This window comes from Variovorax sp. 160MFSha2.1, assembly GCF_048305075.1.
Taxonomy (GTDB): domain Bacteria; phylum Pseudomonadota; class Gammaproteobacteria; order Burkholderiales; family Burkholderiaceae_C; genus Variovorax; species Variovorax guangxiensis.
In genome coordinates, this window is sequence record NZ_CP157624.1 from 1,006,622 (window position 1) to 1,032,409 (window position 25,788).

General features: G+C 66.9%; 22 protein-coding genes. 4 read left to right on the forward strand and 18 right to left on the reverse strand.

Annotated features, from left to right (window positions below):
* Positions 1-14 precede the first annotated feature (14 nt).
* The 4 genes from ABL838_RS04315 to ABL838_RS04330 form a co-directional block, all read right to left on the reverse strand.
* Entirely contained in the window at positions 15-1,052 is a 1,038-nt protein-coding gene (locus ABL838_RS04315; RefSeq protein WP_418124354.1) for a DctP family TRAP transporter solute-binding subunit, read from the reverse strand.
* Positions 1,053-1,210: 158 nt separating this feature from the next.
* Complete coding sequence (locus ABL838_RS04320; RefSeq protein WP_126021517.1) at positions 1,211-2,509, reverse strand: TRAP transporter large permease; 1,299 nt, start codon at positions 2,507-2,509, stop codon at positions 1,211-1,213.
* On the reverse strand, positions 2,506-3,078 hold the full coding sequence (locus ABL838_RS04325; protein ID WP_418124356.1) for a TRAP transporter small permease: 573 nt from the start codon (positions 3,076-3,078) through the stop codon (positions 2,506-2,508). The genes ABL838_RS04320 and ABL838_RS04325 overlap by 4 nt, the downstream gene beginning before the upstream one ends.
* A gap of 975 nt (positions 3,079-4,053) precedes the next feature.
* Positions 4,054-4,998 carry a hypothetical protein gene (locus ABL838_RS04330; protein ID WP_418124358.1) on the reverse strand — a complete coding sequence of 315 codons (945 nt, stop codon included), beginning with the start codon at positions 4,996-4,998 and terminating at the stop codon, positions 4,054-4,056.
* 159 nt (positions 4,999-5,157) lie between these two features.
* On the opposite strand from ABL838_RS04330, the gene ABL838_RS04335 reads away from it, so the two are divergent.
* The 3 genes from ABL838_RS04335 to ABL838_RS04345 are packed head-to-tail and all read left to right on the forward strand — an operon-like array spanning position 5,158 to position 6,970.
* Complete coding sequence (locus ABL838_RS04335) at positions 5,158-5,742, forward strand: hypothetical protein (protein WP_418124360.1); 585 nt, start codon at positions 5,158-5,160, stop codon at positions 5,740-5,742.
* Positions 5,739-6,131, forward strand: a complete 393-nt coding sequence (locus ABL838_RS04340) for a hypothetical protein (RefSeq protein WP_418119109.1) — start codon at positions 5,739-5,741, stop codon at positions 6,129-6,131. The genes ABL838_RS04335 and ABL838_RS04340 overlap by 4 nt, the downstream gene beginning before the upstream one ends.
* Positions 6,128-6,970: an ImmA/IrrE family metallo-endopeptidase gene (locus tag ABL838_RS04345; protein ID WP_418124362.1), complete on the forward strand. Its 843-nt coding sequence runs from the start codon at positions 6,128-6,130 to the stop codon at positions 6,968-6,970. The genes ABL838_RS04340 and ABL838_RS04345 overlap by 4 nt, the downstream gene beginning before the upstream one ends.
* A gap of 832 nt (positions 6,971-7,802) precedes the next feature.
* On the opposite strand, the gene ABL838_RS04350 is transcribed toward ABL838_RS04345, so the two are convergent.
* The 12 genes from ABL838_RS04350 to ABL838_RS04405 form a co-directional block, all read right to left on the reverse strand.
* Positions 7,803-8,774 carry an NAD(P)H-dependent flavin oxidoreductase gene (locus ABL838_RS04350; RefSeq protein ID WP_418124364.1) on the reverse strand — a complete coding sequence of 324 codons (972 nt, stop codon included), beginning with the start codon at positions 8,772-8,774 and terminating at the stop codon, positions 7,803-7,805.
* Between the two features lie 16 nt (positions 8,775-8,790).
* Positions 8,791-9,723: an electron transfer flavoprotein subunit alpha/FixB family protein gene (locus tag ABL838_RS04355; RefSeq protein ID WP_418124366.1), complete on the reverse strand. Its 933-nt coding sequence runs from the start codon at positions 9,721-9,723 to the stop codon at positions 8,791-8,793.
* Positions 9,724-9,725: 2 nt separating this feature from the next.
* A complete protein-coding gene (locus tag ABL838_RS04360) occupies positions 9,726-10,475 on the reverse strand; it encodes an electron transfer flavoprotein subunit beta/FixA family protein (protein WP_354409781.1) in 750 nt (249 codons plus the stop codon).
* A 62-nt stretch (positions 10,476-10,537) separates the two neighbouring features.
* The gene (locus tag ABL838_RS04365) at positions 10,538-11,551 is read right to left on the reverse strand and encodes a Bug family tripartite tricarboxylate transporter substrate binding protein (protein WP_418124368.1); all 1,014 of its coding nucleotides are present in this window, start codon (positions 11,549-11,551) and stop codon (positions 10,538-10,540) included.
* A 58-nt stretch (positions 11,552-11,609) separates the two neighbouring features.
* On the reverse strand, positions 11,610-13,496 hold the full coding sequence (locus ABL838_RS04370; RefSeq protein ID WP_418124370.1) for an acyl-CoA synthetase: 1,887 nt from the start codon (positions 13,494-13,496) through the stop codon (positions 11,610-11,612).
* A 109-nt stretch (positions 13,497-13,605) separates the two neighbouring features.
* Positions 13,606-14,592, reverse strand: a complete 987-nt coding sequence (locus ABL838_RS04375) for a Bug family tripartite tricarboxylate transporter substrate binding protein (protein ID WP_418124372.1) — start codon at positions 14,590-14,592, stop codon at positions 13,606-13,608.
* Positions 14,593-14,644: 52 nt separating this feature from the next.
* Positions 14,645-15,856 (reverse strand): CaiB/BaiF CoA transferase family protein, encoded by a 1,212-nt coding sequence (locus tag ABL838_RS04380; protein ID WP_418124374.1) that lies wholly within the window; start codon positions 15,854-15,856, stop codon positions 14,645-14,647.
* 72 nt (positions 15,857-15,928) lie between these two features.
* On the reverse strand, positions 15,929-16,744 hold the full coding sequence (locus ABL838_RS04385) for an oxepin-CoA hydrolase, alternative type (RefSeq protein ID WP_418124376.1): 816 nt from the start codon (positions 16,742-16,744) through the stop codon (positions 15,929-15,931).
* Positions 16,741-17,883 carry an acyl-CoA dehydrogenase family protein gene (locus ABL838_RS04390; RefSeq protein WP_418124378.1) on the reverse strand — a complete coding sequence of 381 codons (1,143 nt, stop codon included), beginning with the start codon at positions 17,881-17,883 and terminating at the stop codon, positions 16,741-16,743. The genes ABL838_RS04385 and ABL838_RS04390 overlap by 4 nt, the downstream gene beginning before the upstream one ends.
* 12 nt (positions 17,884-17,895) lie before the next feature.
* Positions 17,896-19,104, reverse strand: a complete 1,209-nt coding sequence (locus tag ABL838_RS04395; protein ID WP_418119119.1) for an acyl-CoA dehydrogenase family protein — start codon at positions 19,102-19,104, stop codon at positions 17,896-17,898.
* Between the two features lie 13 nt (positions 19,105-19,117).
* Positions 19,118-20,308 carry an acetyl-CoA C-acyltransferase gene (locus ABL838_RS04400; protein ID WP_418124380.1) on the reverse strand — a complete coding sequence of 397 codons (1,191 nt, stop codon included), beginning with the start codon at positions 20,306-20,308 and terminating at the stop codon, positions 19,118-19,120.
* A gap of 42 nt (positions 20,309-20,350) precedes the next feature.
* Positions 20,351-22,489 carry a 3-hydroxyacyl-CoA dehydrogenase NAD-binding domain-containing protein gene (locus ABL838_RS04405; protein WP_418124382.1) on the reverse strand — a complete coding sequence of 713 codons (2,139 nt, stop codon included), beginning with the start codon at positions 22,487-22,489 and terminating at the stop codon, positions 20,351-20,353.
* Positions 22,490-22,629: 140 nt separating this feature from the next.
* Between ABL838_RS04405 and ABL838_RS04410 the strand changes: the two genes are divergently transcribed.
* A complete protein-coding gene (locus ABL838_RS04410) occupies positions 22,630-23,544 on the forward strand; it encodes a LysR family transcriptional regulator (RefSeq protein ID WP_184634590.1) in 915 nt (304 codons plus the stop codon).
* 21 nt (positions 23,545-23,565) lie between these two features.
* Here ABL838_RS04410 and ABL838_RS04415 read toward each other — a convergent pair whose 3' ends face one another.
* The gene (locus ABL838_RS04415; RefSeq protein WP_184634592.1) at positions 23,566-25,065 is read right to left on the reverse strand and encodes a sensor domain-containing diguanylate cyclase; all 1,500 of its coding nucleotides are present in this window, start codon (positions 25,063-25,065) and stop codon (positions 23,566-23,568) included.
* Between the two features lie 86 nt (positions 25,066-25,151).
* The gene (locus ABL838_RS04420; RefSeq protein WP_418124384.1) at positions 25,152-25,754 is read right to left on the reverse strand and encodes a YbhB/YbcL family Raf kinase inhibitor-like protein; all 603 of its coding nucleotides are present in this window, start codon (positions 25,752-25,754) and stop codon (positions 25,152-25,154) included.
* Positions 25,755-25,788 lie beyond the last annotated feature (34 nt).

Consider the following 25,788-nt stretch of genomic DNA (forward strand, 5'->3'; position numbering starts at 1 on the left):
GGTAGCAGTCGCCCTTACTTCTTGCGTGCAGCGATCGCCTGCTCGGCCTTCGCCACCAGATCGGCGCCGATGGTCGACTTCCACTTGTCGTACACCGGCCGCGTCGCCTTCACGAACGCGGCGCGCTCGTCGGGCGTGAGGCTGGTCACGGTCACGCCCATGCCGGCGATGTCTTTCAGCACCGGCTTGTCGGCTTCCACCAGGCCCTTGCGTGCGATGGCGATCTCTTCCTTGCCCGCGTCGATGGCGGCCTGCCGCACGATGGCCTGGTCGGCCGGCGTCCACGAGGCCCAGATTTCCTTGTTGACCACGAACACCAGCGGGTCGGCCACGTAGCCCCAGGTGGTCACGAACTTCTGGCCCACGGTCTGCATCTTCAGCACCGTGAACAGGAAGAGCGGGTTCTCCTGGCCGTCGACCGCGCCGCTGGCCAGTGCGGGCTGCGCATCGGCCCAGCTCATCTGCGTGGGGTTGGCGCCCAGCGCGGTGAACATGTCGGAGTAGATGGGCGAGCCGACCACGCGGATCTTCATGCCCTTGATGTCGGCCGGCGACTTGATCGGCTTCTTCGAGTTGGTGATCTCGCGGAAGCCGTTCTCGCCCCATGCGAGCGGCACCACGCCGGCCTTGTCGAGCGTCTTGAACATCTCCTTGCCGACCTCGCCCTGCGTGAGCGCGTCGATGGCCGCGTAGTCGGGCATCAGGAAGGGCATGGAGAACAGGTTGAGCTGCTTGACCTGCGGCGACCAGTTGATGGTCGAGCCCACGGCCATGTCGATCACGCCCTGGCGCAGCGCGCTGAACTCGCGCGTCTGGTCGCCCTGGATGAGCGACACGCCCGGGTACAGCTTGATGTTGATGCGGCCCTGGGTGCGCTCCTTCACCAGGTCGGCCCAGATCTTCCCGGCCTGGCCCCAGGGCGTGGGCGGGCCCAGCACCAGCGACATCTTGTACTCGGGCTTGTAGGCGGCCTGCGCCATGGCGCCGGACGAGAACATGCCGAGGGCGGTGGCTGCGGCTGCGAGGCCGAGCAGGGTGCGGCGGATTTTCATCTGATCTATCTCCTCGTTGTCAAAAAACGGACAGCGGAACAGCCGAACGCAGAAGTCGCAAAGGTCTCGCAGAAGTCGCAGAAGTTCTGAAAAATTTGGGTCTTCCTTCTGCGACCTTCGCGAAACTTTTGCGCCCTCTGCGTTCGGCTGCCCGCATTTCAATACCCCAGCTTGCGCGGCAGCCACAAAGCCAGTTCGGGGAAGACGATGACCAGCACCATCACCACGAACATCGAGAACAGCATCCAGCCCACCCAGCGCACGGTTTCTTCCATGCGCACCTTCGCGATGCGGCACGACACCATGAGGTTGACCGCCAGCGGCGGCGTGAACTGGCCCAGCGCCACCTTCAGCGTGAGGATCACGCCGAACCAAACCGGGTCCCACTTGTAGTACTGCACGATGGGCAGCAGCAGCGGCACGAAGATCAGGAAGATCGACACGCCGTCGAGGAACATGCCCACGGTGATGAGCAGCAAGATCAGCAGCGCCAGGATGCCGTACTCGCCCAGCCCCGAGTTCACGATGGCGCGCGTCACCGGATCGATCACACCCAGCGTCGAAAGCGAGTACGCGAAGATGCCCGCCAGCGACACCACCAGCAGGATCACCGCCGAGAGCTCGCCCGACTCGCGCAGGATGACGAACAGGTCGCGCACCTTGATGGTCCGGTGGATGCACATGCCCACGAAGAGGCCGTAGAACACCGCCACCACTGCCGCCTCGGTGGGCGTGAACCAGCCCGCGCGCATGCCGCCCAAGATGAGCACCGGCGCCGCCAGCCCCCAGGTCGCTTCGCGAAAGCTCTTCCAGAAGGGCGGGCGCGGCAGCGTGGCCTCGAGCGCGCCCATCTTGTGCTTGCGGGCGAGCCACACGGCCGGAATCATCAGCGCCAGGCCCGCCATCACGCCGGGCACCATGCCCGCCGCGAACAGCGCCGGCACCGAGGCGCCGGGCACCAGCACCGAGTAGACGATGAAGGCGACCGAAGGCGGAATGAGGATGTCGGTGGCCGCCGCAGCACCCACCACGCTGGCCGAGTAGGGCGCGGGGTAGCCCGCGCGCGACATGGCCGCGATCATCACCGCGCCCACCGCTGCCGCATTGGCCGGGCCCGAGCCCGAGATGCCGCCGAGGAACATCGCCACCGCAATGGCCACCAGCGGCAGCATGCCGGGGCCGCGCCCCACGATGGCAATGGCGAAGTTGACCAGGCGCAGCGCCACGCCCGAGCGGTCGAAGATGGAGCCGACCAGCACGAACATCGGAATGGCCAGCAGCGGATACTTGCCCAGGCCCGCATAGAAGTTCTGCGGCACGGCCAGCAGGCCGAACCATTGGGCGTCGCTGTTGGCCAGCGCGATGCAGGCGGCGCCCGCCAGGCCCAGCGCGGCGCCGATGGGCACGCCCACCAGCATCATCACGACGAAGGCGACGAAGAGCAGGGTGGCGATCACGATGCGTCGCCCTTGCCGTCCGAGTCGTAGTTCGTCTCGCGACCGCGCCGGATCATGAGGCCCACGGCCCGCAGCGCGATGGCGAAGGACACGATGGGCAGCCACATCGAATACCACCAGGCGGGCAAGCCGATGCCGGGCGTGGTCTCTTCGAAGCGGTAGTCGTCCCACACCATGCGGATGCTGAGCGCGCCGATGAGCGTGAAGAGCACCGCGATCATCAGCGCGCCGAACTGCGCGAGCCGCTTGCGCCGCGCCATCGAGCCGCTTTCGGAGAAGTACTCGATGCGGATGTGCCGGTCGCGCGCCACGGCGGCCGAGCCGGCCACCAGCGCCAGCATGATCATGAGGAACACCGAGAACTCTTCCGTCCAGGCGAAGGAAGAGTCGGTGAAGTAGCGAACGATGACGTTGGCAAAGGTGATGAGCGCCAGCGCGCCCATGATGATGACCGTGAGCCAGTCCTCGATGGCAAGGGGAACCTTGGTCGGTTCGTCTGCGGCTTCGATGTCGGGGGGAAGGGGGCTGGCGGCGTCCAGCGTGGGGCCGGACTCGGGTGGAGTTGTCATCGCAGGATGGTCAGTGAGGCACGCACGAACGCCATGTCACCGGGCGGACGCCGGGACGCGTTCCGTACACCTCGACAGGGAAGCTGTTACCGATGCTAGGGGGTCCATGACCATTCATGTATCGGGGGTTTCCTTAGCCGGGTGGCCCTGGGGCTGGCTCTTGGAGCGGCTTTCGGGGCGTGTGCACAGGGCGCCGGGTACTCCCCTCCGCGAATGTCCCCCGGCCTTCGGCCTCCTCCTTTATTTCGCTGCGGGGAGTACCCGGCGCCCTGAGCACGGTGAGTGCGGTTGTGGGGTTGGTGGGGTTGGTGGGGTTGGTGGGGCGAGCGCTGCGGCGGATTGCAGGGCTATGTGCGGGGGCGAATTTCTGGGATTTCGAGAGAGAAGGGCGGTGGTGGATGGATAGGTAGAAGTCCGCAGGACTGGTGTCGGACCTCACTGCGCTTTCAGCAATCGAACTGAATAACGCTGTATCCCCCACATGACTGCGAAGGTTTCGTCGACTTCATACCAGCGGCCGATGGGACGACCTGAACTGTGATTTGCGCCCATACAGGAACATTCGCAGTCTGCACCAACTGCATTCCAACACGCCGCAGCGCAAACCTCCTTTTCTCGGTAGAGCTGAATGACATAGCACGCGCGGTATCGCTCAAAAGCTAAGCGAATTGTTCGCTCAAACCAAGCTTGGGGAACTTCCCAAGCTCCGTTCTCTTTATCCCAAGCCGGTCTGTTTCTCTCGCCATTTCGAAGCCAAACTTTATTGTCTTGCGCGTAGGGAAGACGGACTAGCAACGGAGCGGGACGTTGCCGTTGGAATATCACGGGAAGCCGAGTCTGGCGCCAAAAACGGCTGAAGTCGTTAATAGGAGCTTTATCAGGCATTGTTTTCCTAACGAATGCGTCCACCAGAATCTATGTGGGGATACGTGATTCGGCCGACGGCTTCCGCGGCGCCGTCTCGCCATCTGCGCACTACGCCGCCTTTCGGCCGTCGGTTAGCACTGAGTTGAGTGCATCGAACCAGTGCCGTGTGTGCACGATGCGCGCAATATGAGCTCCGGCGTCGAGGATCTCTGCCTTGGTCATCTGCGCGACGTGCTCCCAAGATTCCATCGGTAGCACATAAGTGGCGTTGTTCACGTGCGGGCATTCCAAGACGCACAGCTTCCATCGTGCGAAGCCGAAGACGGCGTAACCCTCGAAACCTCCAAGGCCAATGGCCACGAAGTCCGGTTTCTTGGCCCCTACGGCAGACAAGCGGGCACGTAGGACTCCCTGATTTCCCGCAGGAGCATGCTCGACCACATCTTCGAGGGCGGGCAATGCGGACTCCCACGGGTTGCGCCCCGGGGGTAGGAGTTGCCAGTGCAGGCGCCTTATGGGGGCATTGACCCAGCTGGTCAGGTTCTTGTCCAGCACTTCGAAACCGCCGAGTGCCTCGCGCATCATGTTGGCGCTGTTGGTCGCCACCATCGTGCTGGACTCGTCGTTGATGAACGGGCCTGCGACGACGTAGGCTTGACCATCGGCGCGGACCTTTACCTCCAACTCGATGCTGTAGGGCAAGACGTGAGTGCGGGGGTAGCGTTGGTACGGGACGTCAACCACCTTGGACTTCTCCTCGGTGTGGTTGCGACCCGCAAACTGCGTCCAAGTCCAGACGACTTGGCGGTAGGCGGTTTCTTTCGGCCGGTCGCGGTGGATGATGTCGAAGCCCTCGGCGTTGCGTCGGCATGCCGGCCCCTTACGCGCCGGGGGCAGTACGCGCTGGCCGGGGACGAGTGGCACATCGAAGCCGAGATTTTTCAGCCGCGTCTCGACGCCGGGGTGGACGATCAAGCCGAGCATGTACAGCTCGGACGGCTGGAGGTGCTTGAGGTACTTCGTAATGTTTCGGGTTTTCCGGTTAATCTGCATGGATAGGGTTCCTTGGAAGTGAACGGGCTGCGGGAATGCCGCCCTTACCTACTAGGACTCCCTAGCCCGGCTCCGTGGACGCCGGCGCAAACAAAAATTTTTTCATTCGGCCCGTCCACGGCGGTGAGGTCGAGAGTCATAGGTAGGGAGACCTCGTCTATGTCTGCTATTCCCGAGCCCGAAGAGCGCCTGTCCAAGGCCGAGGTGGAGGCTGCCCTCAAGGGCCTGAGCCCGGCTGATTGGGCGCGTGCGACTTCCATCGCCACTGCCTTTTGCGGTGGTCTGACTGGTTGGACGCCGGACGATTTGCTGCAGGAAGCGCTGTGTAGCCTATTGGACGAAACGCGCATCTGGCGGCCCGGACTTCACCCTCTGGTCGTTCTCAAGACCGCGATGCGGAGCATCGCGAGCAACGCACGCAAGCACAATGGCGTTAGCCCCATCGATGAGAACGTGGTTGTAGACCCGTTCGAAGCCGGCGAGGATGAAAAGACGCCGGTGGCCCACGGCAAGGTCACCATCACCCCTGAGGACGAACTGTCTGGAAAGCAGCAGATGGCCGCTCTCTACGCCAAGCTTTGTGGCGATGAGGACCTGGAATTGCTCGCCATGACTTGGGCTGACGGTTTGCGAGGCGCTGACGCTCGCGACGCTCTCGGATGGGATGAGAAAACGTACGACGCGGCTCGAAACCGGCTCCTGCGCCGACTTAAAACGCTGGACCCCGACCGGAGACCGACATGAACACGAAGCCGACCAACGAATTTGACAACTTCATCGATGCCTTCGTCGATGAGCTAATTGCGACCCCTGACGACCGGATTCTGGAAGGCCTTGATCCGGCCTCAGTGCAAGCCAAGGGGCTTGGTCTTCTCCAGGCCGCCAAGACCAACGCCAGTCGTTCGCGGCTTGCTGCGGCCAAAGCCGGATACGCTGCCTTGAAGTCCAAGCCTGCCATGGCACCTCAGAACGTTTCGGCAGAGGAAGCGCGACGCTTCTTGGCACAGGCGGCCAATGACAACAGATTTACCCTGGCTGCGCGCAACCTTGGCGAGCTATCCGATGACGAGGCGATAGCGCTATACGCAAAGCTCAAGAGTATCGAGTCATCTAGGGACGGAGATGACAAGTGACTTCAAGCATCGGCGAGCGCGCTGAGGCGTTAATTGCAGACTTGGGCATCAGTAGTCCTGCTGAACTGGACATCGAGGCAATCGCCTTCGATTCCCAAGTCGAGGTCGTCTACGAGTCGATGACAGGATGCGAAGCGTCGCTCGTGGGTTACCGCGACCGTGCCATCGCCACTATCAATCCTTCGGGCGTTCGCGGACGCGAGCGGTTTTCCGTGGCACACGAACTTGGGCACTGGCACCTACATCGGGGACGTTCTTTCAAATGCCGCGTGGACGACCCCAGCGCTAACCTGTCATCGGAGCGGGCCTTGGAGAAGGAAGCAGACAGCTTTGCGGCACACCTGCTAATGCCCGGTCCTCTGTTCAACCCCGTGATCGCGTCATTTGGGAAACCAACATTTCAGCAACTGACGCGCGTTGCAGGCGATTTTGAGACAAGCGTTATGGCCACTACGCTGCGTCTGGCCAACATCAATACGCTACCCGTCATCGTGGCCTGCTACGACCGCCAAGGCAGACGCTGGGCTATGCCCGCTCGCGACATTCCAAAGCGCTGGTTCCTCAAAGAGAAGTTGGACGAAGACTCTTTTACGTACGACTTGCTCTACCAGGGCAAAGAGTGCCGAGGATTAGGGAAACAGCCGGCGGACGTCTGGTTTGAGAATGATGATGCCGGCAAATTTGAAGTCCAAGAGCAGTGCATTGGCAGTGCAGAAGGCACAGCGCTCGTGATGCTCTACCTAGAGTCTTCGATGCTAGAAGCAGGATTCGACTGGACCGTCGGCCGAAAGTACAACGAGTATGGTTCTTACGTTGCTCGCAGAGCGCCCACGCGCTAGCGCCAGACTCAGCATTCGCCGAAGCATTCTCAAGAGAACCTGTTCGACGGCGGGCCGCGCTCCTGCGACCCGCAGACCAGCTCCTATCCGCCAGCCTCAGGCGCCCCCCGCCGCGCCTTCTCGCTCACCTGAAACAACTCCCCCGCCTTGCGAGCCATCTCAGCCGCAAGCCAAAGCAGATTGTTCAATTGCCGAGGCCCATCCCCGCTGCACCAGTCGATCTCTTCCCCGTGGCAAACCCACAGTAGAGCTTCGAGCTGAGTAAGGGTGTTTTCAAGAAGATCTGCCGGGTCTTGGGCGTTGTCTTCGGAAGCTACCGGCGTAGTTGGCCGGGCTATAGTCTTGGTAGCCATTTTTGTGCGGGTCCTTTCGGGGTAGTGCACGAACTTGGTTAGACGGCCGGGGTGCTCGTAACACCCTGGCCGTCGCCTTTTGATACCTCGCATCTGCATCGGCGCTTTCGCACCGACAACCTGCCGCGAGGCAAGCAGCCTTCAAACATCTGGGTGGTGGATTGGTGTGCGGGCCTTTCTGCTCCCCTTGGCGGGGCATCGAGTGACAGGGGCATTCACTCTAGAGAAGAAGCCGGCGAAGAAGCCGCTGCTACAGCACGAAGTCGCGCAGACTGCCAACTAATGCAGCTTCTGCAACGCGCTGCACATGCGCCTCGTGAGCCGCGCTGTGCAAGTCAGCAGCGGCGCTCAACGCTCAGGCCGATGGGGTGCCTTGCGCAGCGAAATAAAGGAGGAGGCCGAAGGCCGGGGGACATTCGCGGAGCAAGGTACCCCGTCGGCCTGAGCGCCCCCGGATGCGAGTGAGCGGAGGGCTTCCTTCAGTCCATCCAGCCCCGAGCCCGGTCCAGATGCTCACGGCACTCGCGCACCATGCGTTCCAGCAGTTCCGCGCAAGTCGGAATGTCGTCGATCAGCCCGATGCACTGGCCGGCCGAGACCACGCCGCCGTGCACCTCGCCCGACTCCAGCGCCGCACGCCCGCGCGCGCCGGCCACCAGCGGGCGCACGTCCTCGAACTCGCAGCCGCCCGGCCGGTTCTCGGTGGCCACCACTTCTTCGGAGATGGCGTTGCGGAACACGCGCGCCGTGTTGTGCAGGGTGCGGAACATCAGCTTGGTGTCGCGCTCGGTCGCCTCCACCAGCGCCTGCTTGATGTTGTCGTGAATGGGCGCTTCCTTGGTCACGCAGAAGCGCGTGCCCATGTTGATGCCCTCGGCGCCCAGTGCCAGCGCCGCCGCCATGCCGCGCCCGTCGGCGATGCCGCCCGAGGCGATGATCGGAGTGCGCAGCTTGCGCGCCGCCACCGGCAGCAGCACGAGGCCGGGCACGTCGTCCTCGCCCGGATGGCCCGCGCACTCGAAGCCGTCGACCGACACCGCATCGACGCCGTTGCGCTCCGCCGAGAGCGCATGGCGCACCGAGGTGCACTTGTGGACGATCTTCACGCCGTGCTGCTTCAGCGCCGCGATGAAGTCCTTCGGGCTGTTGCCCGCGGTCTCGACGATCTTCACGCCGCTGTCGATGATGGCCTGCACGTACTCCGCATAGGGCGGCGGCTTCACCGCCGGCAGGATCGTGAGGTTCACGCCGAAGGGCTTGTCGGTCATCGTGCGCGTGCGCTCGATCTCGCGGCGCAGGTCGTCGGGCGTAGGCTGCGTGAGCGCGGTGACGATGCCGAGGCCCCCAGCGTTCGACACGGCCGACGCCAGCTCGGCGCGGCCCACCCATTGCATGCCGCCCTGGATGATCGGGTAGCGGATGCCCAGCAGTTCGGTGATGCGGGTCTTCATCGTCGCGGCCTTTCCCTTACACGGCCTTCACCAGTTCCGGCACGGCCGTGAACAGGTCGGCCACCAGGCCGTAGTCGGCCACCGAGAAGATCGGCGCCTCTTCGTCCTTGTTGATCGCCACGATCACCTTGGAGTCCTTCATGCCGGCCAGATGCTGGATCGCGCCCGAGATGCCCGCTGCGATGTACAGCTGAGGCGCGACGATCTTGCCCGTCTGGCCCACCTGCCAGTCGTTCGGGGCGTAGCCCGCGTCGACGGCTGCGCGGCTCGCGCCGAGGCCGGCGTTCAGCTTGTCGGCCAGGGGGGCCATCACCTCGGTGAACTTCTCTGCGCTGCCGAGGGCACGGCCGCCGGAGACGATGATCTTGGCGGCCGTCAGTTCGGGGCGCTCGCTCTTCGTGACTTCACGGCCCACGAAGCTGCTCTTGCCGCTGTCGGCCACGCCTGCAGCCGATTCGACGGCTGCGCTGCCGCCCGTTGCTGCAGCCGCATCGAAACCGGTCGTGCGAACCGTGATCACCTTGGTCGCATCGCTGCTCTGCACGGTGGCAATCGCGTTGCCCGCATAGATCGGACGCTCGAAGGTGTTGGCGCTCACCACGGCCGTGATGTCGCTGACCTGCGCCACATCGAGCTTGGCGGCCACGCGCGGAGCGACGTTCTTGCCGTTGGCGGTCGAGGGGAACAGGATGTGGCTGTAGTTGCCGGCGATCGCGAGCACCTGGGCTGCGACGTTCTCGGCGAGGTTTTCAGCGAGGCTCGGGCTGTCGGCTGCGATGACCTTCGAAACGCCTGCGATTTGTGCGGCAGCCTTGGCCGCTTCGGCTGCATTGGCACCGGCCACAAGCACGTGGACGTCGCCGCCGCAGGCCAGTGCTGCGGTCACGGTGTTGAGGGTGGCCGGCTTGATGCTGGCGTGGTCGTGTTCGGCAATAACAAGTGCGGTCATGCTCAGATCACCTTCGCTTCGTTCTTCAGTTTGTCCACCAGCGTCGCAACGTCGGGCACCTTGATGCCGGCACCACGCTTCGGCGGCTCCGCGACCTTCAGGGTCTTCAGGCGGGGCTTCACGTCCACGCCCAGGTCTTCAGGCTTGACCGTGTCCAGCTGCTTCTTCTTGGCCTTCATGATGTTGGGCAGCGTCACGTAGCGCGGCTCGTTCAGGCGCAGGTCGGTGGTGATGACTGCGGGTAGCGTCAGCGCCACGGTCTCCAGGCCGCCGTCGACTTCGCGGGTGACGGTGGCCTTGTCGCCTGCGACCTCGACCTTCGAAGCGAAGGTGGCTTGGGGCAGGTCAGCCAGCGCAGCCAGCATCTGGCCGGTCTGGTTGGCATCGTCGTCGATGGCCTGCTTGCCGAGGATGATGAGCTGGGGCTGTTCCTTGTCGACCAAGGCCTTCAGCAGCTTGGCCACGGCCAGGGGCTGCAGTTCTTCAGAGGTTTCCACCAGGATGCCGCGGTCGGCGCCGATGGCCATGGCGGTGCGCAGGGTCTCCTGGCTCTTGGCGTCGCCGCAGGAGACGGCGATGACTTCGGTGACCACGCCCTTTTCCTTCAGCCGAACCGCTTCTTCAACGGCGATCTCGTCGAAGGGGTTCATGCTCATCTTGACGTTGGCAATGTCCACTCCGGTGCCGTCGCTCTTCACGCGCACCTTGACGTTGTAATCGACGACCCGTTTGACGGGCACCAGAACCTTCATGGCTGTTCCTTTGAATGACGAAGCAGAGAAGAGAAGAAGAAATGAATGGATGAGCGCAGGGCTTACTCGAGCTTGGCGCCCGACTGCTTGATGAGGCGCTCCCACACCGGGCGCTCGGCCTTCCACGCGGTGGCGAAGAGCTCGGGCGAACTCTCCTTGATCTCGAAGCCCATGGCCGCGACGCGCTCGCGCACGTCGGGTTGCTGCGTGGCCTTGCGCACTTCGTCGGCGATGCGGTCGACGATGGGCTTGGGCGTCTTCGCGGGCGCCGCGATGGCGAGCCAGCCGGTCACGCGGTAGGCCTCGTCCTTCAGGCCCTGCTCGGCCAGCGTGGGCACATTGGGCAGCGTGCTCATGCGGCGCTCGCCGCTCACGCCGATGGCGCGGACTTTGCCGGAGTCGATGTGCGGCTTGGCCACCAGCGCGCTGGCGTAGGCCATCTGGATCTGGCCGCCGATCAGGTCCTGCATCATCGGCGCCTCGCCCTTGTAGGCGACGTGGCTCATGTCCGACTGCGTCGCCAGGCTCATGTGCGCGCCGGCCAGGTGCGGGTACGCGCCGATGCCGTAAGAGCCGTAGGCCACCTTGCCCTTGTTGGCGACGACGTACTTCAGCAGTTCGGGGCCGGTCTTGGCCGACACGCTCGGGTGTACCACCAGCACCAGCGGCGCCGCTGCGATCTGGTAGACCAGCGCGAGGTCGCGCGCGGTGTCGTAGGGCAGCTTCTCGTAGAGGAACTCGTTGGTCATGAGCGAGTTGCTCAGGCCCAGCACGATGGTGTAGCCATCGGGCGCGGCCTTGGCGACCGCGTCGGTGCCGATGATGCCGGCCGCACCGGGCTTGTTGTCGATGATGACGGGCTGGCCCATGCCGGCCGACATCTTCTGGCCGATCACGCGCGCGAGCACGTCGGTGGCGCCGCCCGCGGCGAAGGGCACGACCATGCGGATGGGCTTGTTGGGGTAGGGGGCCTGTGCCTGCGCCTGCGCCTGAGCGGGGAGCAGCGCGCACAGCGTGGCGGCGGAAGCGGCGGCGCACAGCAGGGCGCGGCGGTTCGGAAGGCGGAAGGTCGTCATGGCTTGTCTCTGTCTCTCGGTCTTGGTTTCAAAAAAATCGTCGGCTCGCCGTACTGCGTTACTGCGTGGAGATGCGCGTCTTGAAGGGCAGGGGCTCCAGGGCCTTGTGCAGCCGCTCCTGCAGCGGCGCGGCCAGCGCGCCCGCCGCAGTGCCATCGATCTGCACGCGCACGAGGCTCTCGCCCTCGGTCTTCGCCACGGGCCGTGCGGCCTCGGGCACGCCCAGCTCGGCACAGGCTTCGGCGACGGCGGCGTTCACCACCTGCAGCGCGGCCATCGCGCGCAGCTCGGGCTTGTAGATCTTTCCGACGTTGGTCATCGGCATGGTCGCGATCACCGACACCCACTTGGGCCGTGCGGGCGCTTCGTCGACGCGCGCGGCGGTGAAGGCCAGCAGCTCTTCTTCTGTCGCCGAGGCGCCGGGCACCAGCGTCGCGAAGATCACGGGCAGCTCGCCTGCGTAGGCATCGGGTGCGCCCACGGCTGCGCACAGCTGCACGGCGGGGTGCGCGCCCAGTGCGTCCTCGATCGTCTTGGGGTCGATGTTGTGGCCGCTGCGGATGATGAGGTCCTTCGAGCGGCCGGTGAGGTTGAGCCGCTCCTCGTCGTCGATCCAGCCCAGGTCGCCTGTGGCGAGCCAGCCGTCGGCGGTGAAGGCCTTGGCGTTGTCCGCAGGGTCTACGAAGCCCGAGAACACGTTGGGCGACTTGAAGAGCACCATGCCCTGCTGGCCGCGCGGCATCTCGCGGTCGGTCGCGTTGCCGTTCTCGTCGAGCGCCACCACGCGCATCTGCATGTAGGGCAGCCGAAAGCCCACGCAGCCCGCGGGCCCGTTCACGCCGGGCGGTGTGATGGTCGAGATGCCTGCCATCTCCGTCATGCCCAGGCTCTCGTGCACGTGCAGGCCGAACAGGCGCTCGAAGCGCGCGGCCAGTTCCGGCGCGAGCACGGCGGCGCCGGTGCGGCAGTAGGTGATGGAGGAGATGTCCGCGCCGTCCAGCGGCACATTCGCCAGCGCCGCGAGCACGGTGGGCACGGCCGACAGCGAGGTCGGGCGGTACCTGGCCACCAGCTTCCAGTAGTTGGCCAGCACCTCCTTGTTGCGCAGCAGCGAGGGCGTGGGAATGATCACCTCCACGCCCGCCGACAGCGACGAGAGCGAGGCCGGCAGCACGCCCGCCACGTGGAAGAGCGGATAGCCGTTGATGGAGATGCCGTTCTCGTTCATGCCCGCGACCTGCACGCTGGCCCATGCGGTGAACACCTGGGCGCCGTGGCTGTGGCGCGCGAGCTTGGGTGCGCCGGTGGTGCCGCCGGTATGGAAGTAGGCGGCGATGTCCGAAGGCGCGATGTCGCGGCCGCTCACCAGGCGGTCGTTCGGTTGCGCGGCGCGCAGCACGTCGAATTCAGCCACGCCTTCTGGCAATGCACCCGCCGCACCCGGCGCCTCGTCGTGCGGCGCCACGCGCAGCACCGTGGTGAGCGTGGGCACCTGGCCGCGCAGGCGCATCGCCTTCGACCACATGCCCGATTCTGCGTCGGAGCCGTAGGCGATCAGCACCTTGGCGCGGCCCGCGGTCATCAGCGCCACCAGCTTTTCGTCGGTGAGCAGCGGGTTCAGCGGCTGCACGATGCCGGCGGCCTCGCCGCCCCACAGCGCCAGGTGGTACTCCAGGCAGCCGGGCAGCAGCACGGCCACGGCGTCGTCCGGCCCCACGCCCAGCGTGTGCAGCATGTTGGCGGTCTGGTGGATGCGCGCGAGCAGCTCGGCATACGACCAGCGGATCGGCTCGTCGGCCGGGTTGCCGGTGCGCAGGAAGGTCAGTGCGGTCTTCTCGCCGAAGGCATGGCCGGCATTGCGGAAGATCTCGTAGGTGCTGCGCACCGTGAGCGCCTGCTCCAGCGGCGTCTCCTCGAGCTTGCGGATGTCGGCGAGGCTGCGCACGGGCAACGCGGGGCGGAATGGCGCGCCGACCGGGGTGCTGTAGTTGTTCTCGTACTTCTGCGTCATGTCTTTGTCTCCTTGATGTCGTCGCCCTGCCGGTCCGGTTGTTCTACTGGTTCGTGATGTGGTTGTCGCGAATGACCTTGCCCCAGCGCTCGAAATCCTCGCGCATGCGCACGCCCGTCTGCTCCGGCGTGCGGTAGGCCGCGAAGGTGCCGACGCTCTGCAGCTTCTCCTGCACTTCCTTGTCGGCCAGTGCCTTCTTCAGCTCGGCGCTCATGCGCTCGACGATGTCCTTGGGCGTGCCGGCCGGTGCCAGCAGACCGCCCCACGAGGTCGCGTCGAAGCCGGGGAAGCCCTGCTCGGCCACCGTCTTCACGTCGGGCAACAGGCTCACGCGCTGGCCCGAGCCGACCGCGATGGCGCGCAGCTTGCCGGCCTTGACGTGCGGCAGCACGCCCACGAGGTCGGAGAACATCGCGGGCACCTGGCCGCCGATCAGGTCGGTCACGGCCGGTGCGCTGCCGCGATAGGGTACGTGCTGCATGTCGAACTTGCCGATGGTCTTGAGCTGCTCGGTCGTCAGGTGGCCGAAGCTGCCGGCGCCCGCGCTGGTGTAGTTGAGCTTGCCACCCTCGGCCTTGGCCTTGGCGATCAGGCCCTGCACGCCGGTCACGTCGGGCAGCGACTTCGGATTGACCACCAGCACGATCGGCAGGTCGTAAATGCTGCCCACGGGCGTGAAGTTCTTGAAGATGTCGTAGCCGGTGGGGCCGTAGAGGTGCGAGGCCAGCAGCGTGGGCGTGGCCAGCGTCACGAAGGTGTAGCCGTCGGCCGGCGCCCGCGCGGCGGCAGCGGCGCCCACGGTGCCCGATGCACCACTGCGGTTGTCGATCACGATGCTCTGGCCGAGCGAGGCCGACATCTTCTGCGCCACGATGCGCGAGGCCACGTCAGTGGGGCCGCCGGGCGGGAAGGGCACGATCAGCGTGATCGGCTTGGCGGGCCAGGCCTGGGCGAAGGCTGCGCCGGTGACGAGGGGCAGGGCGAGCGCGAGGAGCGCGCGGCGCAGGGGGCGGAAAGCGGGAGAGGCCATGGACTTCATTTCTTCAAGGATTCGGTTCGTTCATTCATTCGTTCGCGCTCATTCAGACGACGCCGCCGGCCTTCAGCGCGGCCAGCTTCTCGTCCGACAGCCCCAGCAGCGACTGCAGCACGTCGTGCGTGCCTTCGCCCAGCGTGGGCGGCGCGCTGCGCACCGGCAGGCGCTCGCCGTCGAAGCGGTAGGGCGGCGCGAGCACGTTGACCGTGCCGGCCACCGGATGCGGCTGCGTGGTCACGAGGCCGGCTTCGGTGGCGCGCTTGGAGTTCAGCGCTTCGAGCAGGCCCAGCACCTCGCCGCAGGGAATGCCGGCGGCGGTGAGCTTCGCGAGCAAGTCGGCGCGCTGGCGCTTCGCCAGCTCGGCATGCAGCTCGGGCAGCAGCGCGGCGCGGTTGGCTGAGCGCAGGATGTTGGTCTTGAATCGCTCGTCGGCCGCGAGGTCGGGCCGCTCGATCACCTCGGTGCAGAAGCGCGCGAACTGCGCGTTGTTGCCCACGGTGATGACCAGCGGGCCGTCGGCCGCGTCGAACACGCCATACGGCACGATCGATGGATGCGAGTTGCCGTAGCGCGGCGGGTCTTCGCCCATGAGCAGCGCTTCGAGGCCGTAGTAGGCGGTGATCATCAGGCCGCAGTCGAAGAGCGCCATCTCCACATGGCGGCCCTTGCCGGTCTTCTCGCGCTGGTAGAGCGCCGCGAGGATGGCCTGCGCCGAGTACATGCCGGTGAACAGGTCGACGGCCGCCACTCCGAACTTCAGCGGCGGCTGGTTCGCCTCGCCGTTCAGCGCCATCAGGCCGGCCTCGCCCTGCACCACGAGGTCGTAGCCGGGGCGTGCGGCCTCGGGGCCGGTGCGGTCGTAGCCCGAGATCGAGCAGTAGACGAGGCGCGGGTTCTCCTTGCTGAGCTGCTGGTAGCCCAGGCCGAGCTTGTCGATGCCGCCGAACTTGAAGTTCTGTATCACCACGTCGCACTGCTTCGCGAGATCGCGCGCGAGCTGCTGGCCCTCGGGCGTCTGCAGGTCGAGCGTGACGGAGCGCTTGTTGCGGTTCACGCTGTTGAAGTAGGCGGTCTCGGTCTTGCCGACGCGCAGGCCCCAGTCGCGCGTGTCGTCGCCGCGGCCGGGGTGCTCCACCTTGATGACTTCGGCGCCCATGTCGGCCAGCACCATGCCGCACCAGGGGCCCGCGAGGATGCGGGACAGATCGAGAACGCGCACGCCGGCAAGCGGCAGCGACGAGGAATTCGGCAGAGGCATGAGTTCAACTCCCTGGAAACGAGAAAGCCCCGCACCGCGTGCGAGGCAGGAAGGCGGAGTTCGCAGCCCGCGTCAGGACGCGCTCGGCTTCTGGCGGCGCAGCGCCGCGAAGTCGGCCTTGCGCTTGCCGAGGAAGGCGCCGATGCCTTCGGCCGCCTCGGCATCCGCCTGCGACTCGACCATGAACACGGCCTCGGCGTCGAGCTGCTGTTCCAGCGTGACGCGGTGCGCCTGGCGGCACAGCGACTTGATGCGGGCGCTGGCGCGCTCCGGCCCGTTCGCCACCTTGGCGGCGAGCGCGATGGCCTCGGCCAGCGCGGCGCCCTTGTCGGTGAGCCGGTTGACGGCGCCCAGCGCGTGCAGGCGCTCAGCCGGCATGCGGTCGCCGGTGAGGCACATCTCGGTGAGCAGCTGGCGCGAGACGAACTCCGCGAGGAAGGCGGTGGCGCCGCCGTCGGGCGTGAGGCCGACCTTGACGTAGGCCACGGTGAAGAACGCGTCGCGCGCCGACACCAGCATGTCGCAGGCCAGCGCCATCGACAGGCCCGCGCCCGCGGCGCCGCCCTCGATGGCCGCGATCACCGGCTTGCTGCAGTCGCGCAGCGCGCGGATCAGGTTGTTGAGGCCCTCGAGGATCTGGCGGCGCTCCGACGCCGGCAGCTCGCGCCGCTTGGCCAGCAGGTTGAGGTCGCCGCCCGAGCAGAAGAAGTCGCCCGCGCCGGTGAAGACGATGGCGCCCACCTCGGGGTCGTTCTGCGCGTCGGCCAGCGCGGCCGAGAGTTCGGCGTACAGCGTGGGCGTGATCGCGTTGCGCGAGGCGGGGTTGCTGTTGGTGAGGATGCGCACCGCACCTTCCTGTGAGATCAGGATCGTCTTGTTGTCGCTCATTGCGCAAGCTCCTTGCCCAGGGCGATATAGCGCTGCAGGTGATGGTCTTCGTCGCCCAGCTGGTGGTCGATCATCACGAGCCGCTTGGCGTAGTGAGGCAGCGGCAGCTCCCAGGTCATGCCGATGCCGCCGTGCATCTGGATGCTTTCCTGCGCCACCAGCGCGCCGATGCGGCCGATGCTGAACTTGGCGGCCGACAGCGCGCGCTCGCGTGTGAGGCGGTCGCCGGTGTCGATGGCCGCTGCAGCGTTGATGACGGCCGAGCGGGCCTGTTCGATTTCGAGCAGCAGGTCGGCCATGCGGTGCTGCAGCGCCTGGAAGCTGCCGATCAGCGTGCCGAACTGCTTGCGCGTGCGCAGGTAGTCGAGCGTCGCGGTCTTGGCGGCTTCCATCGCGCCCAGCGCTTCTGCGCACAGCGCGAGCACGCCGCGGCCGATGGCGCGTTCCAGCGTGGCATGGCCCTGGCCTTCGGCGCCCAGCAGCGCGTCGGCGCCCAGCTTCACGCCGTCGAAGGAGAGTTCGGCGACCCGGCCGCCGTCGATGGCGGGGCAGCCGCGCACCGTGAGGCCGGCCGTCTTCGCGGGCACGAGGAAGAGCGAGATGCCCGCTTCGTCGTCCACGTTGCCCGAGGTGCGGGCCGAGACGAGGAACAGGTCGGCCTGCTCGCCCTGCGGCACCACAGCCTTGGTGCCGTGCAGCACCCAGCCGTCGCCATTGCGCTCGGCCTTGGTCTGCACGCGGGTGCGCTCGTAGTGCGTGTCGGCTTCGTCGTGCGCGAAGGCCGCGACGACCGCGCCGTTGATGATGTCGCCGAGCTTTTCCTTCTGCGTGTCGCTGCCGGCGGCGCTGATCGCCTCGCCGACCATCACCGCGCCCAGCAGCGGCTCGACCACCAGGCCGCGGCCCAGTGCCTCGAAGACCACGGCGATGTCGAAGCCGCCACCGCCGAAGCCGCCATCGGCCTCGCTGAAGAGGGCGCCGATCACGCCGAGCTCTGCGAACTGCTGGAAGATTTCCTTGCTGAAGCCGTGCTCCGACTTCGCGATGCGGTCGCGCGCGTCGAAGGCGTACTGCTCGCTGATGAAGCGGTTCAGGCTGTCGGCGAGCATGCGCCGGTCTTCGGTGTGTTCGAAGTTCATTGCATGTCTCCTTTACAGGCCGAGGATCATCTTGCTGATGATGTTCTTCTGGATTTCGTTGGAGCCGCCGAAGATGGACAGCTTGCGGTTGTTGAAGTAGCGCGAGGCGGCGGCCGATGCGTAATCGGGGCCGAAGGTCTCGCCGGTGTAGCCGTCCTTCAGTGCTTCCGCGATGAAGGGGCGGCCGTAGACGCCCATCGCGCGGCGGGCCAGCGACGAGATTTCCTGGCGGATCTCGGTGCCGCGGATCTTCAGCATCGAGCTTTCAGCGCCGGGCACGCCGCCGCCGGCCACCGCCGCGATCACGCGCAGGTTGGTGGTCTTCATGTTCTCCAGGTCGATCTCGACGCGTGCCATGCGCGCGGCGAAGGCAGGGTCTTCCGCCAGCGGCTTGCCGTTCTTGGTCTGCGTGGCCGCGATGCCCTTGAGCTGTTCGAGCGCGGCCACCGAGAAGCCCACGCCCGCGATGTTGGTGCGCTCGTAGGTCAGCAGGTACTTGGCGCAGGTCCAGCCCTTGTTCTCCTCGCCCACGAGGTTCTCGGCGGGCACGCGCACGTCGGAGAAGAACACCTCGTTGACCTCGTGCTCGCCGTCGAGCGTGATGATGGGGCGCACTTCCACGCCGGGCGAGGTCATGTCGATCAGCAGGAAGCTGATGCCTTCCTGCTTCTTCGCCTCGCGGTTGGTGCGCACCAGGCAGAAGATCATGTTGGCGTGCTGGCCCAGCGTGGTCCAGGTCTTCTGGCCGTTCACGATGAAGTGGTCGCCCTGCGCGTCGATGCCGCGCACGGCCGAGGTCTTCACTGCAGCGAGGTCGGAGCCCGCGCCGGGTTCCGAATAGCCCTGGCACCACCAGTCGGCGCCATTGAGGATGCGCGGCAGCCAGTGCTTCTTCTGCGCCTCGTTGCCGTACTTGATGAGCACCGGGCCGAGCATGTTCACGCCGAAGGGCACGATGCGCGGCGCGAAGGCCAGCGCGCATTCGTTCTCGAAGATGAACTTCTCCACCGCCGTCCAGCCCGGGCCGCCGTACTGCTCGGGCCAGTGGTTGGCGAGCCAGCCGCGCTCGTTGAGGATGGCGTGCCATTCCTGCATGTCGGCCTTCTCGAGGATCTTGCCGCTGCGCACTTTCTCGGACAGCCGCACGGGCAGCTTCGCGGCCAGGAACGCGCGCACCTCGCTGCGGAAGGCTTCTTCTTCGGGGGTGAAGTTCAGGTCCATTGCTGGCTCCTCTTCAGTAGATTTCGAAGAGACCGGCGGCGCCCATGCCGCCGGCGATGCACATCGTCACCACCGCGTACTTCGCGCCGCGGCGCTTGCCTTCGATGAGTACGTGGCCCGCGAGGCGCGCGCCGGTCATGCCGAAGGGGTGGCCGATGGAGATCGCGCCGCCGTTCACGTTGAGCAGCTCCGAGGGAATGCCCAGCTTGTCCTGGCAGTAGATCGACTGCGAGGCGAAGGCCTCGTTGAGTTCCCACAGGCCGATGTCCTGCACCTTGAGGCCGTGGCGCGCGAGCAGCTTGGGCACCGCGAACACCGGGCCGATGCCCATCTCGTCGGGCTCGCAGCCGCCCACCGCGAGGCCGCGGAAGGCGCCCAGCGGCTTGATGTTGGCGCGCTCGGCATCCTTGGCTTCCATCAGCACGCAGGCCGATGCGCCGTCCGACAGCTGCGAGGCGTTGCCGGCGGTGATGAACTTGTCCTCGCCCATCACGGGCTTGAGCTTGGCGAGCGCCTCGTAGGTGGTGCCGCGGCGGTTGCAGTTGTCTTCGGTGGCGGTCACTTCGCGGTAGCTGACTTCCTTCGTCTCCTTGTCGGTGACGGCCATCGTGGTGGTGCAGGCAACGATCTCGTCCTTGTAGCGGCCGGCGATCTGCGCTTCTTCGGTGCGGCGCTGGCTCTCGGCCGAGAAGCGGTCCTGCGCCTCGCGGCTGATGTTGTAGCGCTTGGCGACGATGTCGGCGGTCTCGATCATCGCCATGTACAGCTCGGGCTTGTGCTCGACGATCCACGGGTCCATGCCGCTGTCGCCGGAGTCGGTGGCGCTGCGGCTGCGGATCTGCGAGATGCTTTCGACGCCGCCCGCGATCATGGCCGGCGCGCCGTCCACCACGATGCGGCCCGCGGCCATGGCGATGGCCTGCAGGCCCGAGGCGCAGAAGCGGTTGACCGTGGTGCCGGCGATGGAGATCGGCAGGCCCGCGCGGATGATGGCCTGGCGCGCGATGTTGCGGCCGGTGGTGCCTTCGGGGTAGCCGCAGCCGAGGATCGCGTCCTCGATCAGCGCGGGGTCGAGGCCCGAGCGCTCCACCGCCGCCTTCACGGCGAAGGCCGCCAGCGTGGGGCCGGGGGTGATGTTGAATTCGCCGCGGTGCGCCTTGGTCAGCGGGGTGCGGGCGGTGGAAACGATGACGGCTTCACGCATGGGGGTGTCTCCTTGGACGGCTGGCTTTGTCTGTGCCTGTGATTACTCGGATTGGTTGAGGCTCGCGAAGTCGGCGCCGCGCTCGACCAGTTGCACCAGCAGCGGCGAGGGCTTCCAGAAGACCGGGTCTTCCTTCGCGAACTCCTGGATGTCGGCCAGCACCTTGGGCAGGCCCACGGTGTCGGCGTACTTCATCGGGCCGCCGCGGTGGCGCGGGAAGCCGTAGCCGTAGAGGAAGGTCACGTCCACGTCGAGCGGGCGCAGCGCGATGCGCTGCAGCACGACGTTGGCGCCCTCGTTGATCATCGCGGCCATGTAGCGGCGCATGATTTCTTCTTCGGTGAAGGCGCGCGGCTTGATGCCGGCGCGCTCGCGCTCGGCGTCGATGATGGCCAGCACCTCGGGGTCGGGCTGGCCGGTGCGGGCGCCCTCGGGGTAGAGGTAGTAGCCGCGCTGCGTCTTCTGGCCGAACCAGCCGCGCTCGCAGATGCGGTCGGCGATCTGCACGTAGCGCGCCTTCGGGTCGCGCGTGGCGGCCTTGCGCTTGCGCGTGGCCCAGCCGATGTCGCCGCCCGCGAGGTCCGACACCTGGAAGGGGCCCATCGGGTAGCCGAAGTTGCGCACCGCCTCGTCGATCTGGTAGGGCGATGCGCCGTCTTCCATCATGTGGTCGGCGGCCTGGCGGTACACGGCCAGGATGCGGTTGCCGATGAAGCCGTCGCACACGCCGGCGCGCACCGGCACCTTCTTGAGCTTCTTGGCGAGCTCGAAGCCGGTGGCGACCACGTCGGCGCTCACCTTGGCGGGCACCACGATCTCCAGCAGCTTCATGATGTTGGCGGGCGAGAAGAAGTGCAGGCCCACCACGTCCTGCGGGCGCGAGATGCTGGCGGCGATCTCGTCGATGTCGAGGTACGAGGTGTTGGTGGCCAGCACCGCGCCGCGCTTGCACACGCGGTCGAGCTCGGCGAACACGGCCTTCTTCACGGCCATGTCCTCGAACACGGCTTCCACCACGATGTCGACGTTGGCGAGCGCGTCGTAGCTGGTCGAGCCCGAGAAGCGCGCCATGACGGCGGCCTTGGCCTCGGGCGTCATGCGGCCCTTGGCGATGAGGCCGTCGTACACCTTCTCGACGTTGGCGCGGCCGCGCGCGAGCTGCGTGTCGTCGCGCTCGATCATGGTCACGGGCAAGCCCGCGTCGAGCATCGCCACCGCGATGCCCGCGCCCATGGTGCCGCCGCCGACGATGCCGGCCGACTCCAGCGCGCGCGGGCTGGCCGACTTGGTCTCGGGTGCCTTGAGCACTTCGCGTTCGGCGAAGAAGGCGTGGATCAGGCCGGCGCGCTGCGGGCTGTCGATGCACTGCAGGAACAGCTTGCGCTCCAGCGCCATGCCTTCGTCGAAGGGCAGCGTGAGCGCGGCCTCGACGGCTTCGACGATCTTCATCGGCGAGAACAGGCCGCGGCTCTTCTTGGCGGTGTCGGCGCGCGCGGCTTCGAGGGCGGCGCGGGCGGCTTCCTTGTCGGCCAGCGCGCCGGCGTCGCGGGTGCGGCGCACGGGGGCGTTGGCGGCGACCAGTTCATTCGCGTAGGCGAGGCCTTCGGCGCGCGCGTCTGCTTCGGTGGCGAGGCGGTCGACGAGGCCGAGCGACAGCGCTTCCTTCGCGCCCGCGTGGCGGCCGCTGAGCATGAGTTCGATGGCGGGCTTCACGCCGATGAGGCGCGGCGCGCGCTGCGTGCCGCCCGAGCCGGGCAGCAGGCCCAGCGCCACTTCGGGCAGGCCCAGCTTGGCGGTGGGCGAGGCGATGCGGTAGTGCGCCGACAGCGCCACTTCCAGCCCGCCGCCGAGCGCGGCGCCGTGGATGGCGGCGATCACCGGCTTGGTGCAGTTCTCGATCTTCAGGCAGGCCTCGGGCAGCGAGGGCGGCTGCGGCGTCTTGCCGAACTCGCGGATGTCGGCACCCGCGATGAAGTTGCGGCCCGCGCCGACGATCAGCACCGCCTTGGCCGCGCCGTCGGCCTCGGCCGCGTCGATGGCGGCCACGAGGCCGCGGCGCACGTCCACGCCCAGGGCGTTGACGGGCGGGTTGTCGATGGTCACCAAGAACACGTCGCCTAGACGTTCGAAGGTGACGGGACCGGTGGACGTGGAGGGGCTGGGGGTGCTGTCGGTGGCCATGTGCTTGCTTGTCTCTCGCGTTGCGGACCAGGTGGGTCCGAGGCTCTGGGGTGAACCCGGCATTCTTGGCCTGAGCTGGCGCTTTGACAATTGCATAGCCGGTTGACAGACTGTCAAAGCATTTTTGACACAATCGGCCCATGGACCTCCAGTCGCTCACCCTGTTGGTGGAAATCCTCGACGCCGGCAACCTGAGCGCGGCCGCGCGGCGGCTCAAGATGACCCGCGCCAACGTCAGCTACCACCTGAACCAGCTCGAACGCTCGGTCGGTGCGCAGCTCGTGCGGCGCACCACCCGGCGCGCCGAGCCGACCGAGATCGGCCTGCGCCTGTACCAGCACGGCATCGCCATCCAGGCCGAGCTGCTGGCGGCGCGCGAATCCGTCACCACGCTGGGCCAGGGCCTGCAGGGCCGCGTGCGCCTGAGCGTGCCCAGCGGATACGGGCAGCTGGTCATGGCCGACTGGCTGATCGACTTCAAGCGCCAGTACCCCGGCATCGTGCTTGACGTGGTGTTCGAGAACCGCATCGAGGACCTGCTGCGCGACGAAGTGGACATCGCCATCCGCGTGATTCCCGAGCCCCCGCAGAACCTGGTGGCGCGCGCGATGGGGCCGGTGCGCTACGTGGCCTGCGCCTCGAGCGAGTACGCCGCGAAGAACCCGCTGCCGGTGCAGCTCGACGCGCTGCAGGGCGCGCCGGTGGTCACGGCCGCCGTCATCGGCCGGCAGCTGCGCGTGTCGGCCTACCAGGGCGAAACTAGACGCGAGGTGATCCTGGAGCCCACGCTGATCTCCGAGAACTTCCTGTTCCTGCGCCAGGCCATCCTCGCCGGCCTGGGCATAGGCCTCGTGCCCGACTACGTGGTGCAGGAAGACGTGCGCCGCGGCGACGTGGTGACCACGCTGGACGACTGGCGCCTCTCGATCTTCGGCACGCAGATGTTCATGCTCTACATGCCCAACCGCCAGCACACGCGGGCGATCCGGACCTTCATCGATTTCGTGCTGGAGCGGGTGAGGGGGCCGGGCGATGGAGAACCGTCTTCCCGATAGCGGGCGCCAGCGCTGGCAGCCCTACCTGCGGCGGTCGGCTTCGGTGCTCTCGTAGTACCGCGACTTGTCCTCGTACATCGCCCGGTCGGCCCGCTGCAGCGCGGCCTCCAGCGGCTCGTCGCCGTGGCAGGTCGCGAGGCCGATGGCCAGGCTCAGCGCGTGGCCGCTCTGGCCGGCGTGGAACTGGTTGTTCATTTCCAGCAGCGTGAGGATGCGCTCGCGCATGGCCTCGGCGCCGCGTTCGTCGGTCATGGGCAGCAGCACCGCGAACTCGTCGCCGCCGATGCGCGCGGGCCAGGCGGGCAGGTCGACGGCCTTGTCGAGCACCTCGCCCATGCGGCGCAGCAGGGTGTCGCCGGCGGCGTGGCCTTCCTGGTCGTTGACCTGCTTCAGGCCGTTGAGGTCGATGGCCACGATCGACACCGGCCACGGGCCCTTGCGCGAGAGGCGGTTGAGCTCCTCGGTGTAGTAGGTGCGGTTGCACAGCTGCGTGAGCACGTCGTGCTTGCCGAGGTATTCGAGATACGCCTCGGCCTTCTTGCGCGCGGTGATGTCGACCAGCGAGACCAGCACCAGGTCCCAGGTGTCGAGCCGGTCGTCCTGCACCGCGAACTGCATGTGGATGTTGAGCACCTCGCCCGACAGCGAGTAGTTGAGCACCTCGCGGTGCTGCACGGTCTTGCCGTTCCAAAGGTCCTGCAGCTGCTCGGCGAAGGACTCGCGCATCTCGTCGCGGAAGATGCGCGGCAGGTTGCCCAGCAGCGTCTGCAGGTCGGGCGCGCCGAACATGCGCAGCGTTTCGTGGTTGACGTCGATGACGCGGATCTCCTGCATGCAGCGCGTCACGAAGTCGGGGTGCACCTTGATGAAGGTGGCGAAGTCGGTGATGCCGCGCGAGCGGATGGTTTCCATCAGCGAGCGCACCGCGCTGAAGTCTTCCACCCACAGCGACACCGGCGAGCGGTCGAACAGGCTGCGCGCGTACATCGCGCTCTCGTCGCGCAGGCGCTGCGCGGCCACGCGCTCGGTGACGTCGTCCAGCGCCACCAGCACGCGGCTCCAGCTGTCTTCGTAGCCCGGCAGCACGCGGGCGCGCACGCGCACGTCGAGCCGGCGGCCGTCGAGCGCGTAGTTGACGGTCTCGCTCTCGAAGCTGAGCTGGCCGCGCCAGAGCTGGTCGAGCTCGTGCACCACGGTGGCCGACATGTCGCCGCGGAACACGCGGTCGAGCGCGCCCAGCAGGGTCTGCTCGCTGTCGGCGCCGAAGAGCTTCAGCGTGTGCTGGTTGACCCGCAGCACCTTCAGCAGCGCCATGCAGTCGCTGATCCGCTGCGGTTCGGCCTGCAGGTGCGCCACCAGGTCGGTGATGCCCTCGGCGCGCCAGCCGTCGAGCTTGCGCTTGAGGTCGCCGTAGTCCTCGATCCAGAGGGAGACCGGCGCCAGGTCGAACATGGCGTCGAGGTCGCCGGCGGCGGAAGGCGAAACCGGCGTGGAGCCGGAGGTGGCGGCGGGCAGGGCCATCGATGAAGCTTTCGTGGAAGCGGCTGCAGCCAATGCTGGCGGGCTGGCGTGAGGAGGTCTTAATTATTAACTGCGGCCAACCCGGCTCAGCGGCTGTAGAGGCCCACCACGCTCTGGCCGCCCAGCGCACGGCCCTTGAGCGCGGCCAGCAGCGCGTCGCGGCCCAGGCCGGCGGGCAGGCTGCCCGGCGCGAGCTCGGTGGCGATCACTGTCATGACGTAGTGGTGCGGCCGGTCGCCCGCCGGCGGGCACATGCCGCGGTAGGAGGGCGTGCCGGCCACGTTCGGGCCCATGGTGAAGTCGAAGTTCGAGCCCGCGGCCCCTTCGCCCGCCTTGAGCTCGCCGCGCTCGGCCGCGATGTTGTAGGCCACCCAGTGCGACACGCCCAGGCCGGCCGCCCCGTCCGGGTCGAAGACCAGCACCGCGACCGACTTCGTCTTGGCCGGCAGGTTGCTCCAGGCCACCGGCGGCGAGATGTTCTTGCCGCCGCAGTCGCCAACGCCCGCGTGCTCGGCCGGAATCGTGCCGCCGTCCGCGAAGGCGCTGGAGCTGACCTTCATGCCCGTGGAGCCCTTGCCCACCGGCGAGGACATGCCCGCGCAGCCCGCCAGCAGGCCGGCCAGCGCGAGCGCCGCGGCCGGCAGGGCCGCATGCGGGAGAGTGCGAAATAGGGTGTTGCAGTTGCGCATGTCGTTGCTCCTGGATGGTTGTTGTCTTGTCCTG